The sequence below is a fragment of the Plantibacter sp. VKM Ac-2885 genome (genome assembly GCF_015351205.1).
In the GTDB taxonomy this organism is placed as follows: Bacteria; Actinomycetota; Actinomycetes; order Actinomycetales; family Microbacteriaceae; genus Plantibacter; species Plantibacter auratus.
In genome coordinates this window covers 461,027-480,780 of sequence record NZ_JADKSK010000001.1, presented here as the reverse complement: position 1 = coordinate 480,780, position 19,754 = coordinate 461,027, and the positions used below count along the sequence as shown (strand labels likewise).

The 19,754-nt window shown below is 70.1% G+C and carries 12 protein-coding genes; 5 read left to right on the top strand and 7 right to left on the bottom strand.

Annotation, left to right across the window (positions count from 1 at the left end):
• Window positions 1–88: 88 nt before the first annotated feature.
• On the top strand, window positions 89–2,125 hold the full coding sequence (locus tag ITJ66_RS02230; RefSeq protein WP_194643138.1) for a beta-galactosidase: 2,037 nt from the start codon (window positions 89–91) through the stop codon (window positions 2,123–2,125).
• A 317-nt stretch (window positions 2,126–2,442) separates the two neighbouring features.
• Window positions 2,443–3,732, top strand: a complete 1,290-nt coding sequence (locus ITJ66_RS02225) for an HNH endonuclease signature motif containing protein (RefSeq protein ID WP_194643136.1) — start codon at window positions 2,443–2,445, stop codon at window positions 3,730–3,732.
• A gap of 647 nt (window positions 3,733–4,379) precedes the next feature.
• Here the strand turns inward: ITJ66_RS02225 and ITJ66_RS02220 are convergent.
• Window positions 4,380–5,180 (bottom strand): sugar phosphate isomerase/epimerase, encoded by an 801-nt coding sequence (locus ITJ66_RS02220; RefSeq protein WP_079704551.1) that lies wholly within the window; start codon window positions 5,178–5,180, stop codon window positions 4,380–4,382.
• Window positions 5,181–5,369: 189 nt separating this feature from the next.
• Between ITJ66_RS02220 and ITJ66_RS02215 the strand changes: the two genes are divergently transcribed.
• Window positions 5,370–5,558, top strand: a complete 189-nt coding sequence (locus tag ITJ66_RS02215; protein ID WP_137242728.1) for a hypothetical protein — start codon at window positions 5,370–5,372, stop codon at window positions 5,556–5,558.
• A 20-nt stretch (window positions 5,559–5,578) separates the two neighbouring features.
• On the opposite strand, the gene ITJ66_RS02210 is transcribed toward ITJ66_RS02215, so the two are convergent.
• The gene (locus ITJ66_RS02210; RefSeq protein ID WP_064295795.1) at window positions 5,579–5,782 is read right to left on the bottom strand and encodes a three-helix bundle dimerization domain-containing protein; all 204 of its coding nucleotides are present in this window, start codon (window positions 5,780–5,782) and stop codon (window positions 5,579–5,581) included.
• Window positions 5,783–5,996: 214 nt separating this feature from the next.
• Between ITJ66_RS02210 and ITJ66_RS02205 the strand changes: the two genes are divergently transcribed.
• Both ITJ66_RS02205 and ITJ66_RS02200 read left to right on the top strand, forming a co-directional pair.
• A complete protein-coding gene (locus tag ITJ66_RS02205) occupies window positions 5,997–6,440 on the top strand; it encodes a YciI family protein (protein WP_137242729.1) in 444 nt (147 codons plus the stop codon).
• A gap of 22 nt (window positions 6,441–6,462) precedes the next feature.
• Complete coding sequence (locus ITJ66_RS02200; RefSeq protein ID WP_194643134.1) at window positions 6,463–7,737, top strand: RNA polymerase sigma factor; 1,275 nt, start codon at window positions 6,463–6,465, stop codon at window positions 7,735–7,737.
• 18 nt (window positions 7,738–7,755) lie between these two features.
• On the opposite strand, the gene ITJ66_RS02195 is transcribed toward ITJ66_RS02200, so the two are convergent.
• The 5 genes from ITJ66_RS02195 to ITJ66_RS02175 all read right to left on the bottom strand — a co-directional run bounded on the left by ITJ66_RS02195 (window position 7,756) and on the right by ITJ66_RS02175 (window position 19,651).
• The gene (locus ITJ66_RS02195) at window positions 7,756–8,391 is read right to left on the bottom strand and encodes a DUF805 domain-containing protein (RefSeq protein WP_194643132.1); all 636 of its coding nucleotides are present in this window, start codon (window positions 8,389–8,391) and stop codon (window positions 7,756–7,758) included.
• A 70-nt stretch (window positions 8,392–8,461) separates the two neighbouring features.
• Window positions 8,462–8,674, bottom strand: coding sequence for a helix-turn-helix transcriptional regulator (locus ITJ66_RS02190; protein ID WP_137242732.1), 213 nt, complete (start codon window positions 8,672–8,674; stop codon window positions 8,462–8,464).
• The gene (locus tag ITJ66_RS02185) at window positions 8,674–9,159 is read right to left on the bottom strand and encodes a DUF2975 domain-containing protein (RefSeq protein WP_137242733.1); all 486 of its coding nucleotides are present in this window, start codon (window positions 9,157–9,159) and stop codon (window positions 8,674–8,676) included. The genes ITJ66_RS02190 and ITJ66_RS02185 overlap by 1 nt, the downstream gene beginning before the upstream one ends.
• A 199-nt stretch (window positions 9,160–9,358) precedes the next feature.
• Entirely contained in the window at window positions 9,359–13,204 is a 3,846-nt protein-coding gene (locus tag ITJ66_RS02180) for a family 43 glycosylhydrolase (protein WP_194643131.1), read from the bottom strand.
• Between the two features lie 186 nt (window positions 13,205–13,390).
• A complete protein-coding gene (locus ITJ66_RS02175; protein ID WP_370582542.1) occupies window positions 13,391–19,651 on the bottom strand; it encodes an Ig-like domain-containing protein in 6,261 nt (2,086 codons plus the stop codon).
• Window positions 19,652–19,754: the final 103 nt, after the last annotated feature.

Here is a 19,754-nt window from a genome sequence, read left to right as displayed (position 1 = left end):
TCTTGGGTCTGTGATAGAACTGGGAGCGCACACAGCCAGGCGATCGAACGGATCCGCTCTCGGCCCACTGAGTCACAGGAGACGCAGCATGACCATCGAGCTCAACCCGCTCACCGCACGGGCCACCTGGATCCCCGGCACCACCGGCCTCCGTTACGGCGGCGACTACAACCCCGAGCAGTGGCCGCGGGAGACCTGGCTCGAGGACATCGCCCTCATGCAGTCGGCCGGCGTCGACCTCGTGAGCGTCGGGATCTTCTCCTGGGCGGTCCTCGAACCGCGCGAGGGCGAGTACGACTTCAGCTTCCTCGACGACATCATCGGGCTGCTGCACGAGGCCGGCATCTCGGTCGACCTCGCGACGCCGACGACGGTGCCACCGGCCTGGTTCTGGAAGCGACACCCCGAGGCCCACCCGGTCACCCGCGAGGGACTGCGACTCGGCCACGGCTCACGCGGCATCGCGAGCCCCAGCTCCCCCGCCTACCGTCGCGCGGCAGCCGCGATCACCGAGCAGCTCGCCGCCCGTTACGGATCGCACCCGGCCGTCGTCCTCTGGCACGTGCACAACGAGTACGGCGCGCCGATCAGCGAGGACTACTCCGAGGGCTCGGTGCTCGCCTTCCGGGCGTGGTTGCAGCGGCGCTACGGCTCGATCGAAGCACTCAACGCCGCATGGGGCACCCGCTTCTGGGGCCAGGACTACGGCGAGTGGGACGAGATCGACGCACCGCGCGTCTCGGCATCCGTCGTCAACCAGACGCAGCGACTCGACTTCGCGCGCTACACCTCGGACATCCTGCTCGAGTGCTACGTCGCCGAGCGCGACATCATCAAGCGGTACGCACCGGAGACCCCGGTGACGACGAACTTCATGGCCACGAACTGCCGTTCGATCGACTACTGGGCCTGGAGTCGCGAGGTCGACATCGTCGCGAACGACTACTACCTCGTCGCCGAGCGGGAGGACAACCACATCCTGCTCGCGCTCGACTCGGACCTCACCCGCTCGCTCGCCGGCGGCGACCCGTGGATCCTCATGGAGCACTCCACCTCGGCGGTGAACTGGCAGCCGCGCAACATCGCGAAGCGAGCGGGCGAGCTCGCCCGCAACAGCGCCAGCCACCTGGCGCGCGGGGCCGACGCGATCCTCTACTTCCAGTTCCGCGCCTCGCGGTACGGCGCGGAGAAGTTCCACTCGGCGATGCTCCCCCACGCCGGCACGGAGAGTCGCATCTGGCGCGAGGTCATGGCGCTCGGTCGCGACCTCGGCAAGCTGGACGAACTGGTGGGCTCGCGGGTGCGGAGTGAGGTCGCGATCCTCTGGGACGTGCAGTCGTTCTGGGCCCAGGACCTCGAATGGCGTCCGTCGGTCGAGCTCGACCATCGCGAGCGTGTCGAGGCCTATTACGCCGCCCTCTGGCGCGCTGGCGTCACCGTCGACTTCGTGCACCCGCACGACGACCTGAGCGGCTACCGCCTCGTCCTCGCCCCGTCGCTGTACCTGGCGGACCGCGAGACCTCCGAGAACCTCACCGCGTACGTCGAGGGCGGCGGTGCCTTCGTCGTGTCGTACTTCTCGGGCGTCGTCGACGAGCACGACGCCGTCTGGGAGGGTGGCGCACCGGGAGCGTTCCGTCGCGTGCTGGGCCTCTCGGTCCCCGAGTTCCTGCCGCTGCACGAGGGCGAGACCGTGCAACTGGACGACGGACGGACGGGCTCGAGCTGGAGCGACGACATCGTGCTCGAGGGCGCCGAGGCCGTGTCGAGCTACGTCACCGGCCCCGCCGCCGGTCAACCCGCGGTGACCCGCAACCGGTTCGGCGCCGGGACCGCCTGGTACGTCTCCACGAAGCTCGACGAGGCCGGGCTGTCGGAGCTGCTGTCCGGAGCCTTGGGGCAGGCAGGCGTCGACGCGCCGCCGGTACCGCCGCTCGGGCTGGAGGTCGTCACCCGCTGGGGTGAGGAGGCGTCGTTCGCGATCGCGATCAACCACGGCGACGAGGATGCGCAGCTCACGACGACCGGTGCGGTCGAGCTCTTGACGGGCGAGCCGGTGGTCGCGGGTGCGGTGGACATCCCGGCGGGTGCCTTCCGCGTGATCCGGACGCCGCTCGGCGGCTGAGCGGGGAGCGGGCTCGAGCGCCCTTCGACAGGCTCAGGGACCGGGTTCCCGTTCACCAGTCGCGCCCTTCGACAAGCTCAGGGACCGGGTTCCCGCTCGCCAGTCGCGCCCTTCGACAAGCTCAGGGACCGGGTTCCCGTTCACCGGTCGCGCCCTTCGACAAGCTCAGGGACCGGGTTCTCGTTCACTGAGCCACACACCCGGTCACTGAGCTTGTCGAAGTGCGACGCCGCTCCACATCCCGACCGCTCGCCGGGTTCGTCGAGGCGTAGTGACTGATCATCTCGAATGTCAGTGGTCCGTGATGGACTGGAGTCATGACCGAGACCTCGACCACGCTCCCGCTGCGCGCGGTGGACGTCTTCGAAGAGCGTCTCGCGGAACTGTCGGACGAGTTTGCCGGCATCGCGCGCGAGCGTGCCGCGCTCGACGCCCGGGAGGCTCGTCTCCTCGCCAGGTCCGCAACCCTGGCCGATGCCATGGCGGACAGCCTCGTGTCGCACGACGAGACGCCCGCGCAACGGAAGGCGCTCATCCGTCGTTCCACCTGCGCCACGCTCGCCATGGCGACACGCGCCTCCGAGCCGACCGTGCAACGAGCCACCGGCGATGCCGAACGGCTCGTCACCGATGCTCCGGCCGTCCTCCGTGCACTGGAGGACGGCCGCATCTCGAGCCGGCACGCGCGGACCATCACCGATCAGCTCCAAGACATCCCGGTGCACGGGCGAGCCGCGTTCCTCGAAACGGTCCTCTCCATCGCGGAGCAGTCCACTGTCGCACGACTGCAGCACCAGGCCCGCACCCTCCGCGAGCGACTGCACCCGGAGTCCATCACCGTGCGGGCGGCGCGGTCGGAGGCCGACCGACGCGTGGAGATCGAGCCCGCGGCAGACGGCATGGCGTGGGTGCACCTGTTCACCACGGCACCCATCGCCATCGCGATCGGAGAACGACTCGACGCACTCGTCGGTGCAGCCCACCTGACGGACGACGACCGCACCTGTCAGCAGCTGCGTGCCGACGCACTCGGCTCGCTCTGTATCAGCGGCGTCACCACGGCCGACCAGACAGACCACCAGGGCCGGCGGTCGCCGATCGCCCGGCCGGTGGAAGTGCTCGACGACATCCATCCCACGGTGAACCTCACCGTGCCCGTGCTCAGCCTCCTGGGAGTCAGCGAGGCCCCAGCGATCCTCGACGGCTACGGCCCGATCGACCCCGAGACCGCGGCGCGGCTCGCGGTCAACGCCCCCTCGATGACGAGGGTGCTCACCCACCCGGAGACGAGTGCGGTCGTCTCGGTCGGGCGGCAGCAGTACCGCGTGCCGGCGGATCTGCAACGGGCGGTCCGCCTCCGCGACGTCACGTGTCGCGCGCCTGGTTGCGGGCGTCGGGCTCGGGCGTGCGATCTCGACCATTCCGTCGCCTGGGCCGACGGTGGCACGACGAGTGTCGGCAATCTGGCGTGCGTCTGCCGACATCACCACCGACTGAAGCATCTGCCCGGGTGGTCACTCGACCATCGACCCGACGGCGTCCTCGACTGGACCACACCCGACGGCAGGCGACACCGCACGGAACCGGAAGCGGTCCCGCCGTTCTGAGTGCGTGCGCGCTCTCCGAGCCAACCTCGGTCACTGAGCTTGTCGAAGTGCCCCCGAGCACACGTCCACGGGCAGAACACGCCACACCGTGGGCCCTTCGACAGGCTCAGGGAACGGGCCTCCCGCTCACCGAGCCAACCTCGGTCACCGAGCCGACCTCCGTCACTGAGCCGACCTCGGTCACTGAGCCGACCTCGGTCACTGAGCTTGTCGAAGTGCCCCCGAGCACACCTCCACGGCCACAGAACGACTCCCGTGGGCCCTTCGACAGGCTCAGGGAACGGGCGTCTTGGCCACCGAGCCAACCCCGATCACCGAGCCGACCCCGGCCACCGAGCCAACCTCGGCCACCGAACCGACCTCGGTCACTGAGCTTGCCGAAGTGCCCCCGAGCACACGTCCACGGGCAGAACACGCCTCCCCCGTGGGCCCTTCGACACTTCGACAGGCTCAGTGCGGCGCAGCTCAGGGAACGGGCCTCCCGCTCACCGAACCGACCCCGGTCACTGAGCTTGTCGAAGTGCCCCCGAGCACACGTCCACGGCCACAGAACGACTCCCCGTGGGCCCTTCGACACCTCGACAGGCTCAGTGCGGCGCAGCTCGGGGAACGGGCGCCCCGCTCACCGAGCCTGTCGAGGTGCGCGCCTACTTGTCGTTCTCGGCGAGCCAGGCGTAGGACTCGGCGACGCCGCCGAAGATCTCCTTGCTGTAGCCGTCGAACTCCACGACACGGGTCGCGTGCGGTGCGGCAGCGAGGATCGCCGGGATGTCGACCTGGCCCTGACCCGCGGGCTGCTGGTTCGCGAACGCCTGGGCGAGCGCGTCGGGCACGACGAGCGCACTCTCGCTGCTCGGCAGTGCGGTGGCGATGTCACCGGAGATGATGCCGTCCTTGATGTGCAGGAACTGCACGCGGTCACCGAGCGAACGGAGGAACGCCGGGGTGTCGGCACCGCCGACCGTCGACCAGAAGGTGTCGATCTCGAGGACGACCTCGGGCGACAGCTGCTCGACGAACAGCTCGAAGATCGGGCGCCCGTCGACGTGGGTCGAGAACTCCCAGTTGTGGTTGTGGTAACCGAACTTCAGGCCGGACGCCGCTGCTTGGACGGCGAGCTCGTTGACGCGCTCGGCGAGACGTGCCGCGTCGTCGGCGGTCTGCCAGCGATCGGTGGGGATGAAGGGGTCGATGACCGTCCCGATCCCGAGCCGCGATGCCGCGTCGAACGCGACCGCCGGGTCGGCGGCGTCGATGACGGGCGCGTGGCCGGACGGGGCCGTGACACCAGCGGCGGCGAAAGCGGTCTCGAACTCGGCAGCGCGCTCGACGAACGCGTAGGGCTCGACCTTCGTGAAACCGATCTCGGCGATGCGGGCGACGGCGCCCTGCAGGTCCTCGGCGATGGCGTCGCGGACGGTGTACAGCTGCACGGACGGTGCGCTCATGGGTACTCCTTCGTAGCTTCGGGCGGGCACCGACGGGCGCTTCCGCGCGTGTCTCCCACAGCGCGGAACCGCTTCTGTCGACTCGTCGACAAAAGTACCCGAGGTGAGTCTAGCGACAGAGACTGGACGTGCGGGGCGCCGAGGCACTCATAGGCTGGAGAATCGACCGACCATCAGCGAGGGTGCACCATGTCAGAACCGAACCGGACGAAGCGGAGATCACCACTGCGCGCGATCGTCATCATCGGCGCCCTCACCCTGATCGCCGTGGTCGTCTACGCGCTGACCCTGAACCCGAACGTGTTCACCGTGCTCGTCATCTGCATCGTGATCGTGGTCTCGATCGAGGCGCTGACGAGCAGACCCGACCGGCCGTAGTCCGACCGGTGGCGGGACCGTTACTTCTCGGAGCGCTTGAGGGACTTCTTGACCGCGCGCTCGGCGAGGACGGTCACGTAATCCTGGACAGGACGCTCGGCGAGCGCGCTGACCTCTTCGCGCACGAGCTCGCCGATCCGAGCGGAATCGACCCCCGAGTACTTCTCGCTCAGCTTCGCAGTGAGCTGACGGATGATCTCTTCGTGGTCGATCTCAGTTGCCATGGACTCAGTATCAACCCACAGTTGTTGCCTGGGCTGTGAATCGCGACTTCCGTCCGCCGCTGTTCTCCCGCCGGACACCTGGCCGCCGCGATCCGTTCACCCTCCCCATCGGGCACCCGCCGAGGATATTCTGACCGCGATGTCGATTTCCGTGTTCGCCGTTCGACGTCAGAGTGAGGCGGGCGATCAGCGCCCCTGACGACAGGAGAAGACGATGTCGAAATACATGCTCATCATGCGCAACAGCGGGTCCGTCGAGAAGCTCGAGGACATGGACTTCGAAGCGGTCATCAACGCGATGGGCGCCTACAACGAGTCGATGATCAACGCCGGCGTGATGGTCGGCGGTGACGGCCTCACCGACGCCGCACAGGGTGCCGTCGTCGAGTTCACGACCGAGGCCCCGATCGTCACCGACGGCCCCTACGGCGAACTCCACGAACTCTTCAACGGGTTCTGGACCATCGAGGTCGCCACCCGCGAGGAGGCCATCGAGTGGGCCGGCCGTGCGCCGCTCGGCCCCGGCAACAAGATCGAGGTGCGCCGCGTGACCGACGAGACGGACTTCGCCGACCACGCCGACAACGAGTACCTCCAGAAGGAGAAGGAGTGGCGGGCGCAGGAAGGCGTGGCGAAGCCCGCGGCCGACCCGGCCTGAGCACGACCGACGCGAGACGGACATGACCGACGCCGACCTGACCGACACCGGCGCGGCGGACGGCGATGAGGCCGCCCGCCGCGTGGTCGACAGCGTCTGGCGGATCGAGAGCGCGCAGATCGTCGCCACCCTCACGAAGCTGACCGGCGACCTCGGTCTGGCGGAGGATCTCGCCCAGGAGGCGCTGCTGGAGGCCCTCGAGCAGTGGCCGCGCGACGGCGTGCCGCGCAACCCGGGTGCGTGGCTGACGATGGTGGCGAAACGTCGCGCGATCGACGGTTGGCGACGCCGGGCGGCATTGGACGAGCGGTACCGGTCGCTCGCCCGGGATCTTGAGCAGGCGAGCGACCTCGACTGGGAGCCGATCGGGGACGACGTCCTGCGTCTCGTCTTCACCGCCTGCCACCCGGTGCTGTCGCGGGAGTCGCAGGTGGCGCTGACGCTGCGGGTCGTCAGCGGGCTCACCACCCAGGAGATCGCCCGGATGCTCCTCGTCCCGGTGCCGACGGTGCAGGCGAGGATCACCCGCGCCAAGAAGACGCTCGCCGCGGCCAACGTCCACTTCGAGGCGCCGGACCCGGCCGAGTGGCCGCGGCGCCTGTCGGCCGTCCTCGGCGTCGTCTACCTGCTCTTCACCGAGGGGTACGCGGCGACGAGCGGACCGACCTGGATCCGCGCCGAGCTCGCGAACGAGGCGCTGCGGCTGGGCCGACGGTTGGTCGCGCTCGTCCCCCGCGAGCCGGAGGCGCACGCGCTCGTCGCGCTCATGGAGTTCCAGGCCTCACGCTTCGCCGCCCGCGTCGCACCCGACGGCTCCGCGACCCTGCTCGCCGACCAACACCGCGAGCGCTGGGACCGGGCGCAGATCGGCCGCGGAACGGCGGCGCTGGCCCGCGCCGACGCGCTCGGCCGCGGACGCGGCGCCTACGCACTGCAGGCGACCATCGCGCAGTGCCACTCGGTCGCCCCCAGCGTGGACGCGACGGACTGGGAGCAGATCGTGATCCTCTACGAGGCGCTCGAACGGATCGCCCCTAATCCGGTCGTCGAACTCAACCGCGCGATCGCGGTGTCGATGGCGACCGGCCCGGCGACGGCGCTCCGCATCGTCGACGGCCTCGCCGACGATGCGTCGCTGCGGGGGTCGCATCTCATCCCGAGCGTCCGCGGCGAACTGCTCGCACGGCTGGGGCACACCGAGGAGGCCCGCTCGGAACTCCTGACCGCCGCGCACCTCGCAGCGAACGACCGTGAGCGCGACGTCCTGCTGCGGAAGGCCGCCGGACTGCCGCAGTGAACCGCGTCTCCTGCGACCTCAGCGTCCGGACGACACCTGCGAGGGGCGATCGAAGCGCTGCCCCTCGGGCTTCGACGGCAGCAGCATGAGGACGAGGACGATGATGCTCCCGACAGACGGCACGAGGGTGAGGAAATAGTACGGGCCGGGGAACCCTGCATCGTGCAGGCGCCGCCAGGCGATCGCCAGGCTCGGCACGATGAGCGCCACCCAGGCGACGAGCAACAGTACGACGCCGACGATGAGCAGGACGCGCACGCCGAACCCCATGGGTCCAGGGTCCGCGAGGTCGTATTCGCTCCCGGACAGCCCCTGCTCCTGCGCGGCAGCCGTCGCCGCGGAGACTGCGGTCATGATCGCGCCGATGGTGATCAGCAGCGTCGGGATGAGCATCAGGAGCGTCGTGAGCAGCGCACTCCACCAGTACTCGCTGAGCGACGCCCGACCCGAGAAGTTCGCGTACTGCTTGAAGAACCGCCTGGTGGCCTGGCGGAACGTCGCCCCGTAGAGCGGCAGGGACAGTTCCTCCGGCGAAGCGGCACCGCGCGGCGCCGGTGCGATGTACTGCGGCTGCCCGTACGGCGGTTGGCCGTACTGCGGCTGCCCGTACGGCAGCTGGGACTGCGGACCTGGAGGGTTCGGAGGATACGTCATGACTGCTTCCGGATCGCTGGTCGAGGTGCCTCCAGTATGCCCGGCATGGCGACCGGGGCATCGGGGCGGATCACTCCGACGCGGCCTCCCAGCGCAAGAGGTCGCCCGGCTGGCAGTCGAGTGCGACGCACAGCGCTTCGAGCGTCGTGAATCGGACCGCCTTCGCACGGCCGTTCTTCAGTACCGCGAGGTTGGCCGGTGTCACCCCCACGAGCTCCGACAGGGTACCGACCGACATCTTGCGGCGAGCCAACATGACGTCGATGTCCACGATGATCGGCATCAGATCACGTCGTCCAACTCGGAACGGAGCCCCTGCGCCTCGATCTCGCGGTCGACGGCCTGACGCAGCAGGGACCGCATGACCACGACCACGAGGGCGACACCGGCGGTCACGAGCGCGGCGCCGCAGAGGAGACCGATGACCCCCGGCGCGATCCCGCCCGGAGCGAGGAGGACGGCGAGCCCGAACGTGAGCAGCGCGGACACGGCGATCGCACCGATGATGACGTCGACGAACCGGAACGAGCGAGCCGAGAAGACCCGCCCCCGACGGACCAGGTCGAGGAGCGCCCAGACACACACGGCGCAGAGCTGGAAGGTGATGATCTCGGCGATCACGATGATCGCGAACAGGGTCCGCGGCACCTCGTCCACGCCGTCGAGGTCCGCCCAGAGCAACGGGACCATCACCACCTGCACCACCAGCGAACCCACCAGAGCGACCGCGAGGATCACCCGCAGCACCAGGACCGTCACTCCGCGCATCGCGCACCTCCATCGAAGAACAATGGAAAGCTATCGTTATTCGATAGATTGCGCAAGCCGACGCCTTCCCGCTCCCTGAGCCATTCCGGTCCCTGAGCCCATCCGGTCCCAGAGCCCTTCCAGTCCCCGAGTCCGTCGGGTCCCAGGGCCATCCCGGTCCCAGAGCAATTCCGGTCCCTGAGCCTGTCGAAGGGCGCACTCAACCTCGGAACGCCTCCTGACGACGCCTCGCGACGAGCAGCACACCGGAGAGGAGGGCGAGTGCGGCGATGAGCAGCGCCGCGGCCGGCGCGGCGCCGGTCCTGGCGAGGTCGTCGCCACCACCGCCCCCGCCGGCTCCGGGCGCCGAGGCACCGGGGCTTCCGACAGACGTGCCCGGGAGGGCTCCACCGCCCGTCACCTGCAGCGAGGCCGTCGCCGCGCGATCGGTGGTGACACCTCGGAGCTCGACCGTGTGCACCCCGTTCGGCGTCGAGACCGGCACGGCGACGACACCCGAGACGGCACCCGAGCCGTCGGCGGTGAAGGTGGCGAGCCGCACCGGGTCGGAGAAGAGCGTGACCGTCACCTGCTCACCGGCGCCGAAACCCGAACCGGCGACCGCGAGGGAACCGCCCGCCGTCACCGATGAGGCACCGAGGACCACCCGGGCGCCGTCCCCCGGCTCCGGGTCGACGGGCGTCTCGACGACCGTGACGGTCACCGAACGCTCGGCGCCGACATTGCCGGCGACGTCGGTGGCGCGGTACCGCACGAGGTGCTCGCCCGGTTCGTCGAGCACGAGCCCGGCATCGGAGACCGGCGACCAGCCGGCATCGTCCTGGCCGGCACCACCCGAACCCGCGTCGCCCGACCTCACTGCGGCTTCGACCAGGGCGACCCCGGAACCCTTGTCCGTCGCGTCGAACCGCACGGTGACCGGTCCGGTCGCGGGGGCCTCCGGTGTGGTGACCGCCTCGACCTCCGGCGCGGTCGTGTCGATGTCCACGGACAGGGCCACCGGTTCGGAGACGTTCCCAGCAGCGTCGGTCGCGCGGGCCGCGACCACGTACACGCCATCGGCGCCGAGCATCAGCACCCGCGTCTCCGGGTCGAACGCGTCGACCTCCTCCGCCGGCGTCCACGCGCCGTCGCCGAGCCGGAGTTCGACCATCGGGGCGTCGTCGACGTCGTCGTCAGCGTCGACCGCGACCGACACGCCCTCGCGATACCAACCGGCCTCGCCCGTCGGCTCGGCCGGACTCGACGCGAGCGTCACGGTGGGCGCCGTCGTGTCCGGCTCCCCCGCCGGAGCGACCGCGTTCACCGTGATCTCCAGGATCCCGACGGATCCGCCCTGTTCCGCCGCACCCCAAGCCTGCATGCGCACCCGGAGGGCCGACGTCGCGACCGGTGTGAAGCCCACGGCGTTGGCGACGTCGCGGTCCCGGGTGTACGGGTCCGTGGTGTCGACCGGCACCCAGGAGCCGTCCGCGGCGAGCGTCTCGACCACCCAGCTGTGCGGCGGGATCACCCCCACGTTCGCCTCGTCTGCGGCGTCGGCGAAGAAGTGCACCGACGCGGCGTCGAGCGTGACCTCGCGGTCCCAGCTCAGCTGCACCCACTGCTCACCGACCATCGGCCAGGTGCCCCAGGACGCACCCGAGGCACTGCCGTCGTTGACGGCGTCGACCGTGGTCCACGGCGAGGAGTAGGAGGCGGTCGCCGTGGCGAACGACGCGATGTCGCCCTCGAGCGGGGCGTCCGCCGAGCGCTGCACGGTGATGGCGGTGACCGCCGACACGTTGCCGGCGGTGTCGCTCGCACGCAGGTAGACGTCGTGCGCCTCGAGGTCGAGCATGACCGGCGCGGTGTACGGCTCCCAGGCGTCCTGTCCGTCGACGGCGACCTCGAGGCCCGCGAGACCGGACGCGGTCTCCGGCGCGCCAGGATCGGCGGCCGACGCCGTGACCGCGCGGCTCTCCGCATCGAACGCCGCGTCGACGGTCGGTACACCGGAGTCGATCCGGAACGACGCGTTCCAGACCTCGGAGGTGTTCCCGGCGGCGTCCGTCGCCCGGATGGCCACGCTGTGCGGTCCGTCACCGGTGATCGTCTGCACGGCCGTCCGCTGCCCGGCGACGGCGGTCCAGTCGCCGCCGTCCCGCTGGAACTCGATGAGCGGCGTGGGGTCCGCCGCGTCGAGCGCCGTCGCCCGCAGCGTGACGTCACCGAGGAACCAGTCCCCCGCGCCGTCGACGCCGATCGTCTCGACGTCGAGCGTCGGCGCTTGGGTGTCCTCGGTGACCGTGCCGTCGATGACCGTCACGGTCGCCTCGACGCGGCCGGCCGCATAGCCTTCGGCGGTGCCGAGCACGGTGAAGGATCCGGGCGCGGCGAGCTGGTCCGCGGGGACGGGGTCCCAGTGCACGGTCGCGCGGACGGAGCCGCCCGTCGCGTCGTCGAGGAGCACGGTCTCCGGGAGGAGGGGCTGCGTCCCGGTGATCGTCGACACGACGACCGGCTGATACCCCGTCGTCTCGGCGGCCAGCACGCGCCACTCCTCGACGGCGAGCGCCGAATACGCCGGCGGGTTCGCCCCGTTGGACGAGGCGTTGAGCACCGCCCGGAGCCGGGTGGTGGTGACCGGTTCGAAGGTCACGGTGTGCTCCGCGGTCGTGGAGGTCGGGTAGCCGCTCGGGTTCACGACGTCGACCCAGGCTCCGGACTTCCAGGACTGCAGCCTCCAGCTCGACGGGTCGGACACCCCGTTGCCGGTGCCCGGTGCGACGTCGCGGAAGAACTTGATCGATGCGCTGTCGATGCGCACGGGGCGGTCCCAGTCGTACTGGATCCACTGCTGGGCGGGACGCTCCGCCGACCAGCTGCCCCACATGTCGGGCGGCAGCGGGTTCGGTCGGATCGTCTCGTCGTTGAGGGCGTCGATCCAGTACTGCGTCGGGACGGGCTCGTTCGAGGCCGAGGCGGTCGCCCAGGGTGCGACGTTGCGCCGTGGGCTGAGGTCGGGGCCGCGCTCCGGGGTCGTGACGACCTCGCGCATGGTCGGCGGCACGGTCGTGTCGTCCCACTCCACGCTGTCGATGGCGACCGAGCGACGGAAGTGGTTCCCGCCGACGGCGTCGGCCGTGTGGTACGCGATGTACCACTCGCCCTGGAACTCGGTGATGGCCGGGTGCGAGGTCGTGGACGACACGGGGGCGAGGACGCGGCCGCGCTGGGTCCACGGCCCGAAGGGCGAATCGGCCGAGGAGTACGCGATGCACGCGTGGTAGGTCGCCGGGGTGCAGGTGGAGTCGGGTCCGGCGTTGTTCGCCGCGTAGGCGAGGTAGTAGGTGGCGCCGCGCTTGAACAGCCACGCCGCTTCGAAGAAGCCGTCGACACCGGAGGAGATCGTGCGCACGTCACCCGTGAGCGTCACCATGTCGGCTTCGAGCTCGACCGCGCGGAGCTGACTGAAGCTGCCCCAGTAGAGGTAGACACGACCGTCGTCGTCGACGAAGACCGTGGGGTCGATGTTGTGGATCGTGTTGCCGAGGATGGCCTGGGAGATGATCGGGCCGCCGACCGCGTCCGTCCACGGGCCGAGCGGGTCGTCGGCGACCGCGACGCCGATGCCGAACTGGTCCTCCGACGTGCTCGCCGCCTCGTGGACCGGGACGTACCAGTAGAAGCGGCCGTCGGCACCCTCCACGACCTGCCCCGCGTAGGCGCGGCCGGAGGTCGCCCAGTCGAAGACGGTCTCAGGACGCATGAGCGACGGGTGGTGCTCCCAGGTGCCGGAGTCGGGATCGCCGGTGGAGAACGACTGCCACTCGTTCATGATGAAGTCGTTCGTGGTTGGGCCGGCCTCGTCCCGCCCCGCGTAGATGTAGAGCTCGTCGTCGACGACCAGGGTGGCGGGGTCCGCCGAGTACACGGAGCCGTCGCCGATGATGGGGTTCTGCGTGGCCGCCTCAGCCGGTGGTGAACCGACGACGACCGTGAGCAGTGAGGCGAGGACGGCGGTCGCGGCTCCGAGAGCGGCGAGGCGGAGGGGACGGGACACGAGGATCTCCAGTGATCGGTGTGGTGGTGCGGGTGGCCCTTCGACAAGCTCAGGGACCGGGGTAAGGGACCGGGGTAGGGGCTCACGGACCGGGGTGAACGGGCTCAGGGACCGGCGCAGGGGGCAGGGGCGGCAGCCGGGGCAGGCCCGGGGAGCGGGATGCGCTCCCCGTGCCTGCCGAGGCGATCAGACGAGCGGTCCGGTCGGTCCGCGCTCGAGCTGCGTGCGTCCGGCCCGCTGGCGGGCGATCAGCACGGCGGCGGCTCCGAGGAGCACCGCGAGGGAGGCGAGGCGACCGAACGTGGCGGCCTCCTCGGGCACACCGGTCGACGCGATGGCGTCCGGCGTACTGGCACCCGGCGTGATGACGGTCACTTGGGCCGTCACCTCCCCGCCCGGAAGGACCAGGGCGAGCGTGTGGACGCCGGCCGTGATCGTGTACGGGACGGTGAACACCGCGTTCGCCGTGCCGTCGGCACCCACCGTGAGCGTCCCGAGCGTCACCGGCGTCGACCGCAGCTCGACGCGGAACACCGCGCCCGGCTGGGCTCCCGTCAGCGACACCGGCAGCGCTCCGCCGGGGGCCACGCTCGTGACACCGAGTCGCAGCACCTCGTCACCCGTCAGCGAACCGCTCGGTTCGCTCGGGCCGGGCGTCGGCGTCGGGTCGACCGGAGTCGGCGTCGGCTCCGGCGTGACCGGCTTCGCGGGGACGTCGACGGAGACGGACTCCGAGACGTTGCCCGCGACGTCGGTGGCGCGGACGGCCACCGTGGTCGCCGCATCACCCGTGGCGACGGGTGCGGTGTACGTGGTCCACGCCCCGTCCCCGATCCGGACCTCCGTGAACGCGACACCGGAGTGTTGGTCCTCGGCGGTCACGGTGACGGTGCGCGCGGTCCCATCGAATGTACCCGCGGGCGTCGGGACGGTCGCATCGCGCCGCACCTCCACGACCGACGGCTCCGACACGTTGCCGGCGGCGTCCGTTCCACGGAAGGACACCGTGGTGACCCCGTCCGCGGTGACGACCACCGGGCCGGTGTACGCCACCCACTCGCCGGTCCCGACCCGCGCCTCAAGGGTCGCGACGAGGTCGCGGTCGTCGAGGGCGGTCGCCGAGACGCTCACGTCCTCGCGGAACCATCCGGAGGCGGGCAGCTCGGGGGTGACCGTAGTGGTCACGACGGGAGCGGTGACGTCCGGGACCGGCTGGTCGGCCGCCTCGAACACCTGCCACTCCTTGATCCCGAGGCTACCCTTGCCGCTCTCGGCGCCCGAGGCTTCGAGGAGCAGACGCAGCTTCGTCGTCGTCACCGGGGTGAAGGCGACCGGGTTGAACGCGTCGACCTCGGTCCCATACGCGCCCAGCGCTTCGACATCGACCCAAGCGCCGGCGCCGTCTCCGGCTTCGGCATCCCAGTACTGCGCCTTCCAGGACGTCGGGACCTCGATGCCGAGGCCCGCGTCGTCGAGGTTCGAGACGAAGTACGCCCCGGTCTCGCCGACGGTGACCGCCTCGGCCCAGTCGTACTGGACCCACTGCTGACCGATCTCCGGCCACGCACCCCAGACGGTCGCGTTGTCGTTCGGCGTGACATCACCCGACGAGGTCGGAGCGACGTCGTCGTTGAGACCGTCGACCGTGTTCCAGGCGGCCGTGAACGAGGCCGTCGGGACGGCTCCGATCGCGACGTTCCGGCGGAGCTGACCGTCGCTCTTCGGCACGACGACCGTGGTGTCCGCGGACACGTTGCCCGCGGTGTCGGTGGCACGGAGGTGGACCTTGGTCTCCTCCAGGCCTACGAGGACCGCCTTGGCGTAGGGCGTCCACTCCGCTGCATCACCGATGCGGACCTCGATGGAGGCGAGACCCGAACCGGCGTCCGTCGCGGTCGCCTTGACCGTGCGGGCCGCGGCGTCGGCGACCGGGGTCACCGACGGCGCTGTCGCGTCGATCCGGACGGTGACGTCGGAGGAGGCCGAGCGGTTGCCGGTGGCGTCCGTCGCGCGGGCGGCGACGGTGTGGACACCGTCACCACTCACGGCGATCGGACCGGTGTACGGAGCCCAGGCGGCGTCGTCGACCGACACCTCGACGACAGGCGCCGAGTCGAGGTCGTCGGTCGCGGTGACCGAGACGGTCGCAGCTCCCGTGTGCCAGCCCGAGGCCGGAGCCGCCGGGTCGGCGGTGAGGGCGACCACCGGAACGGTGTCGTCCTCCTCGCCGCCACCGGCACCGACCGTCACCGTGGCGGTCGCCGACTTCGCTCCCGGCAGGGCCGATTCGACCGTCCCCGCGACCTCGAAGACACCTTCAGCCGCGTAGGACGAGGGATCGACGGTGGCCCACATCACCGGCAGGTCCTCGCGGGACCCGTCGTTGTAGAGGACACCGAGCGAGGTCGGCAGTGCGGGTGCGACCCCGGCTGCGGTGGTGACCGCGACCGGGTCGACGGCGTTGATCTGCCCGGGAGCGGTCGCCCGCACCCAGACGGTCGCCTTCGCCGGCACCGCGGAGCCGGTCACGAGACCGACGACGGAGAAGCTGCCCTCACCCGCGACCTGCTCGGGTGTGATCGACGCCCACGAGACCGGGAGGTCGGCGTGGCTGCCGTCCGCGAACGTCGCGTCGACCGTCGACGGCAGTGTCGGCACGACACCGGTGGTGGTGCGCACATCGATGGGTTCGATCGCCGTCGGGGCGACCGCGAACACCTCCCACTCGCTGACCGCGACACCGGCGTACGGGTCGGCTCCGGTGCCGGGACCGGCCGCGCTCAGCACGAGGCGGAGCTTGGTGGTGGTCACGGCGTCGAAGTCGACGGCGTTCGGTGCGTCGCGCTCGACGCCGTAGGCGGAAGCGCCCGTGACGTCGGCCCAGGCGTCGCCGGTCCAGTACTGCGCCTTCCAGGACTTCGGCACGTTCACACCGGCGCCGGAGGAGGGGTCCGTCTGGTCGCCCCAGAACGACACCGTCGCGGCGTCGACCCGGACCGGAGTCGCCCAGTCGTACTGCAGCCAGCGGGTGGCCGGACGGCTCCCCGACCAGGTGCCCCAGACGTCGGCCTGAGATCCGCCGCTGTGGAGGACCGTGCCGTCGTTCACCGCGTTGACGCTGTTCCATCCCGCCGTGAACTCGCCAGTCGGCGTCGCCTCGCGGGCGACGTTCTGACCGCCCGCCGACGCCGCACCCTGGACCACGAGGTCCTTCGTGCTCGTGAGCTCGCCGTCGCTCGCCGTGAGGCGCAGCGTGTACGAACCCTCGGCGGTGAAGCTCGCCGTCGTGGACGCCGCGGTGGCGTCACCGAAGATGACGAGGCCGTCGTCCGGGGCGTCGACCACGGACCACGCCGAGGTCACGTCGCCGAGCGGCAGCCCGTCGTCCTTGACCTCGCCGACGAGCGCGAGCGTGCCGCCGGCCGAGTTCGCCTGGTCGACCCAGGCGTTCACCGACGGAGCCTGGTTGGTGGAGGCGGGTGCCGCAACGCCGGTCGCGAAGAGTTGGAGCTCCTTGACCCCCGTCTTGAACCCGGCGGCGTGGTTGACCGTCAGCCGCACGGCGTCGCCGGTGACCTCGGGGAACTGCACATGGTTGTAGTTGGCTCGGGGGTAGACCGGGCCACGCGCCTGGGCCGGGATCGCCGTCCAGGTGTCGCCGTTCCGGACCTCGAGCGAGTACGTCGCCGGCTCCGAGTACCCCTGCACGGTGGCGGTGGACGAGGAGTTGTAGAAGTACACCCTGGCGTCGTCGAAGGTCTTGGTGCCTCCGAGTTCGACCACGAGCGAGTCCTTCGCGTTGGGTGACCCCGCGGTTCCCCAGAAGGGCTCGTTGGCGGTCGTGCCGTCCACCGCCGCGGTGGCGGGACGGCTCGGCGCGGAGAAGCTCGCGCTGACCTCGGCACCCTCGGCGGCGTTCGCGGATCCGGCACTGGCCGGATCCACGTCGGCGCCCGCCTTGGCGAAGAGGTCCACGACCCGGTCGCCGGCGGCGAAGGAGACGTCCTGCGGCGCCTGCAGCGAGGCGGTCGTCGAGGACAGGACGGTGACGTCGTCCGCCACCTCGACCGTGCCCGTCGCGGGGTCGTAGACGACCTTGCTCAGGGAGTCGATGGTGAAGGCGAGCTTGCCGTCGAGGAACACCGAGTAGCCCTCCGGGATGCTGTCGCCGTAGTGGCGCTCACCGCCCGGAGCATCCCAGGTGATGGTGAGGTCCTGGTCGCGGAAGGCGATGTTGTTCGCCGTGAAGTGGTCCCAGTCGATGTCGATCGGGTCCAACTCGATCTTCGCGTCGCTCCGCGGACGGAGCCCCATGGTGTCCTCGATCATCGTGAAGTTCGTCGCGCCGAGGATCGTGTGGTGGATCCAGGAGCGGTAGCCGATGTCCTGCGGGTCGGCGTCGCCGTCGGACCAGAACTCGTTCTGGTCGGGCAGGCGGTTGTCGCCGCCGTTCTGGTAGTGCGACCACGCGTTCCAATACAGGAGCTTCTTGTACCACTCGGCGTCGATCGCCTTCGTCGGGTAGTCGCGGAGCACCTTCGCCAGCATGCGGAACGTCACGGTGGAGTTGATCACCGAGAAGTTGTTGCTGCCCGGTCCGCCGTAGTCCGCCTGGTCGGCCTGGTTCGCCGTGTAGAAGGGGAAGATCGGGTACTGGGCGTCGTCCGCGAAGAGGTCGAGCGCCTTGACGTAGTCGTCGGCGTAGTCCGCATCGCCCGGCTTCGGCATGAGACCGACGGTGAAGGGGTAGAAGTTGTTGATCTCCTTCCACTTCGCCAGCTTGCCGTCGGACGTGAACCGGTGCTTCAGGACCTTCGCGTCGGCGTCCCAGAGGAGCTCGACGACCTTGTCCTTGATGCCCTGCGCGAACTCGTCCATCTCGACGGCCTTCGCCTCGTTGCCGGCGGTCCGGTAGGCGGCGGCCGAGGCGAGCGCGTTGGAGTACAGGTACGCGTTCTCGGTGCGGTCCATGTACGCGTTCGGGCGCTCGTGGAACGACACCGCGTCGGCGTCGTTGCCCGTCATGGCACCCCAGTTGTAGTCGATGAGGCCGCTGTCGTCGGTGTCGTACGCGTCGAGCAGGCCCTTCACGTCGTCCTCGGCGTACTCCGCCAGGTTCTCGGCGATCGCCGTCGGTCCGCCGTGCAGCTGGTAGGAGCGCCACGCCGCCTCGGAGATGTACTGCGTGTAGCTGTTCGACCAGTTCGCCGGGTCACCGGGGTTGTCGACGAACTTGTAGCTCTTCGAGGTCTCCCCCGCCGACACCCAGGGGCCGTAGGAGTAGATCGGGTTGCGGAAGTACTTGAGGTCGTCGATGAACATGCCCGTGGTGAGCACGATGGCGTTGTTGTAGCCGAGCACGCCCTCCATCGAGGTGGGGAACTGGTAGTCGTTGCCGGGGATGTCGGCGTCGAGGAAGTTGAAGCGCATGAGCCACCAGCGGTAGTACAGCGTCTTGTCGATGTTGTCCTCGGGCGTGTCCAGGTAGGGCACGTTGTCGGCCCACCACTGGTTGTACGCGGTGACCTGCGCCGTGTACGAGGCGTCGGGCGCGAGTCCGCGGACGGCGTCGTACTGGGTGCGCGACTCCGCGATCTCGTCGGTGACGAACCCGAGCTGCACCTTGGTGGACACGGTGCCGCCGGCCGGGACGGCGAGGCTGGCCGTGATGCCGCCGCCGTCCGGCGTGAAGCCGTCGCCGGAGAGCCGCGGGAAGATCGTCGTGAGCTTGTTGGCCGCGGACACGACGCCGGTGAGCTCATCGCCCTCGACGGTCGTCGTGTAGGCCGAGCTGGCCGTGAGCTGCACGGTGTGCGCGCCGTTGGTACTGCGGACCTGCAGCCCGGTGACCGCGACGTTCCCGTCGGTGATGTACTTCGTCTGGACGACCTCGATCCCCGAGGCCGCGTGGCGGTGCACGCTGCGCCAGTAGCTCGGCGTCTGCACCCGGCTCGCCGTGTCCTCCGTGAGCGTCACGTCGGAGCCGTCGATCTTCGCCGCGACCGTGTACGCGGCCTTGCCGTCGATGGCCTCCCAGTAGGCGACCTGGCCGCCGAACCCGAGCTTCGACGGGTCGTGCTCCTTCATGAACACCGCACGGCCGCGGCTGAAGAGCCACTGGTTGTCGTCGCCGAAGCTGCCGGTCGTGCCGGTGCGCTGGAGCATCCGGTCCATCCAGAAGTCGGGCCCGCCGAGGGCTCCGGCTCCAGCGGCCACGTCCGCGTCGAAGATCGCCTGCAGCTGGTTGCCGGCCGTGTAGCCGGTGCCGGTGGCGGGGACCGGGGTGTCGCTGCCCGAGAACGTCGGGTAGCCGATGTCGGCGTTCGCGGCCTGCGCCGGCGCCGTGAGGAAGGTCGTGCCGATGACGGCGAGAGCGGCTGTCGCCGCGATCCCGCCACGCCATCCACGCGACCCCCGCTTGGGGGTGGATTGCTGTGTTCTGACCACGCTGTCTGATTCCCTCTCGTCAGTGAGTAGGACACTCCCGGGGAGGTTATCGGGAGATTCGCAGGATTCGCAAGCCTTTTCGGAAGTTTCGGCACACCGGGCG

Bases quoted from the DNA above. Each gene is read 5' to 3' on its own strand.
- ITJ66_RS02185 (WP_137242733.1), bottom strand. From the start codon at position 9,159: ATGCGCGGAGTGACGGTCCTGGTGCTGCGGGTGATCCTCGCGGTCGCT.
- ITJ66_RS02215 (WP_137242728.1), top strand. From the start codon at position 5,370: ATGTCAGAACCGAACCGGACGAAGCGGAGATCACCACTGCGCGCGATC.
- ITJ66_RS02220 (WP_079704551.1), bottom strand. From the start codon at position 5,180: ATGAGCGCACCGTCCGTGCAGCTGTACACCGTCCGCGACGCCATCGCC.
- ITJ66_RS02225 (WP_194643136.1), top strand. From the start codon at position 2,443: ATGACCGAGACCTCGACCACGCTCCCGCTGCGCGCGGTGGACGTCTTC.
- ITJ66_RS02230 (WP_194643138.1), top strand. From the start codon at position 89: ATGACCATCGAGCTCAACCCGCTCACCGCACGGGCCACCTGGATCCCC.
- ITJ66_RS02205 (WP_137242729.1), top strand. From the start codon at position 5,997: ATGTCGAAATACATGCTCATCATGCGCAACAGCGGGTCCGTCGAGAAG.
- ITJ66_RS02195 (WP_194643132.1), bottom strand. From the start codon at position 8,391: ATGACGTATCCTCCGAACCCTCCAGGTCCGCAGTCCCAGCTGCCGTAC.
- ITJ66_RS02210 (WP_064295795.1), bottom strand. From the start codon at position 5,782: ATGGCAACTGAGATCGACCACGAAGAGATCATCCGTCAGCTCACTGCG.
- ITJ66_RS02190 (WP_137242732.1), bottom strand. From the start codon at position 8,674: ATGCCGATCATCGTGGACATCGACGTCATGTTGGCTCGCCGCAAGATG.
- ITJ66_RS02200 (WP_194643134.1), top strand. From the start codon at position 6,463: ATGACCGACGCCGACCTGACCGACACCGGCGCGGCGGACGGCGATGAG.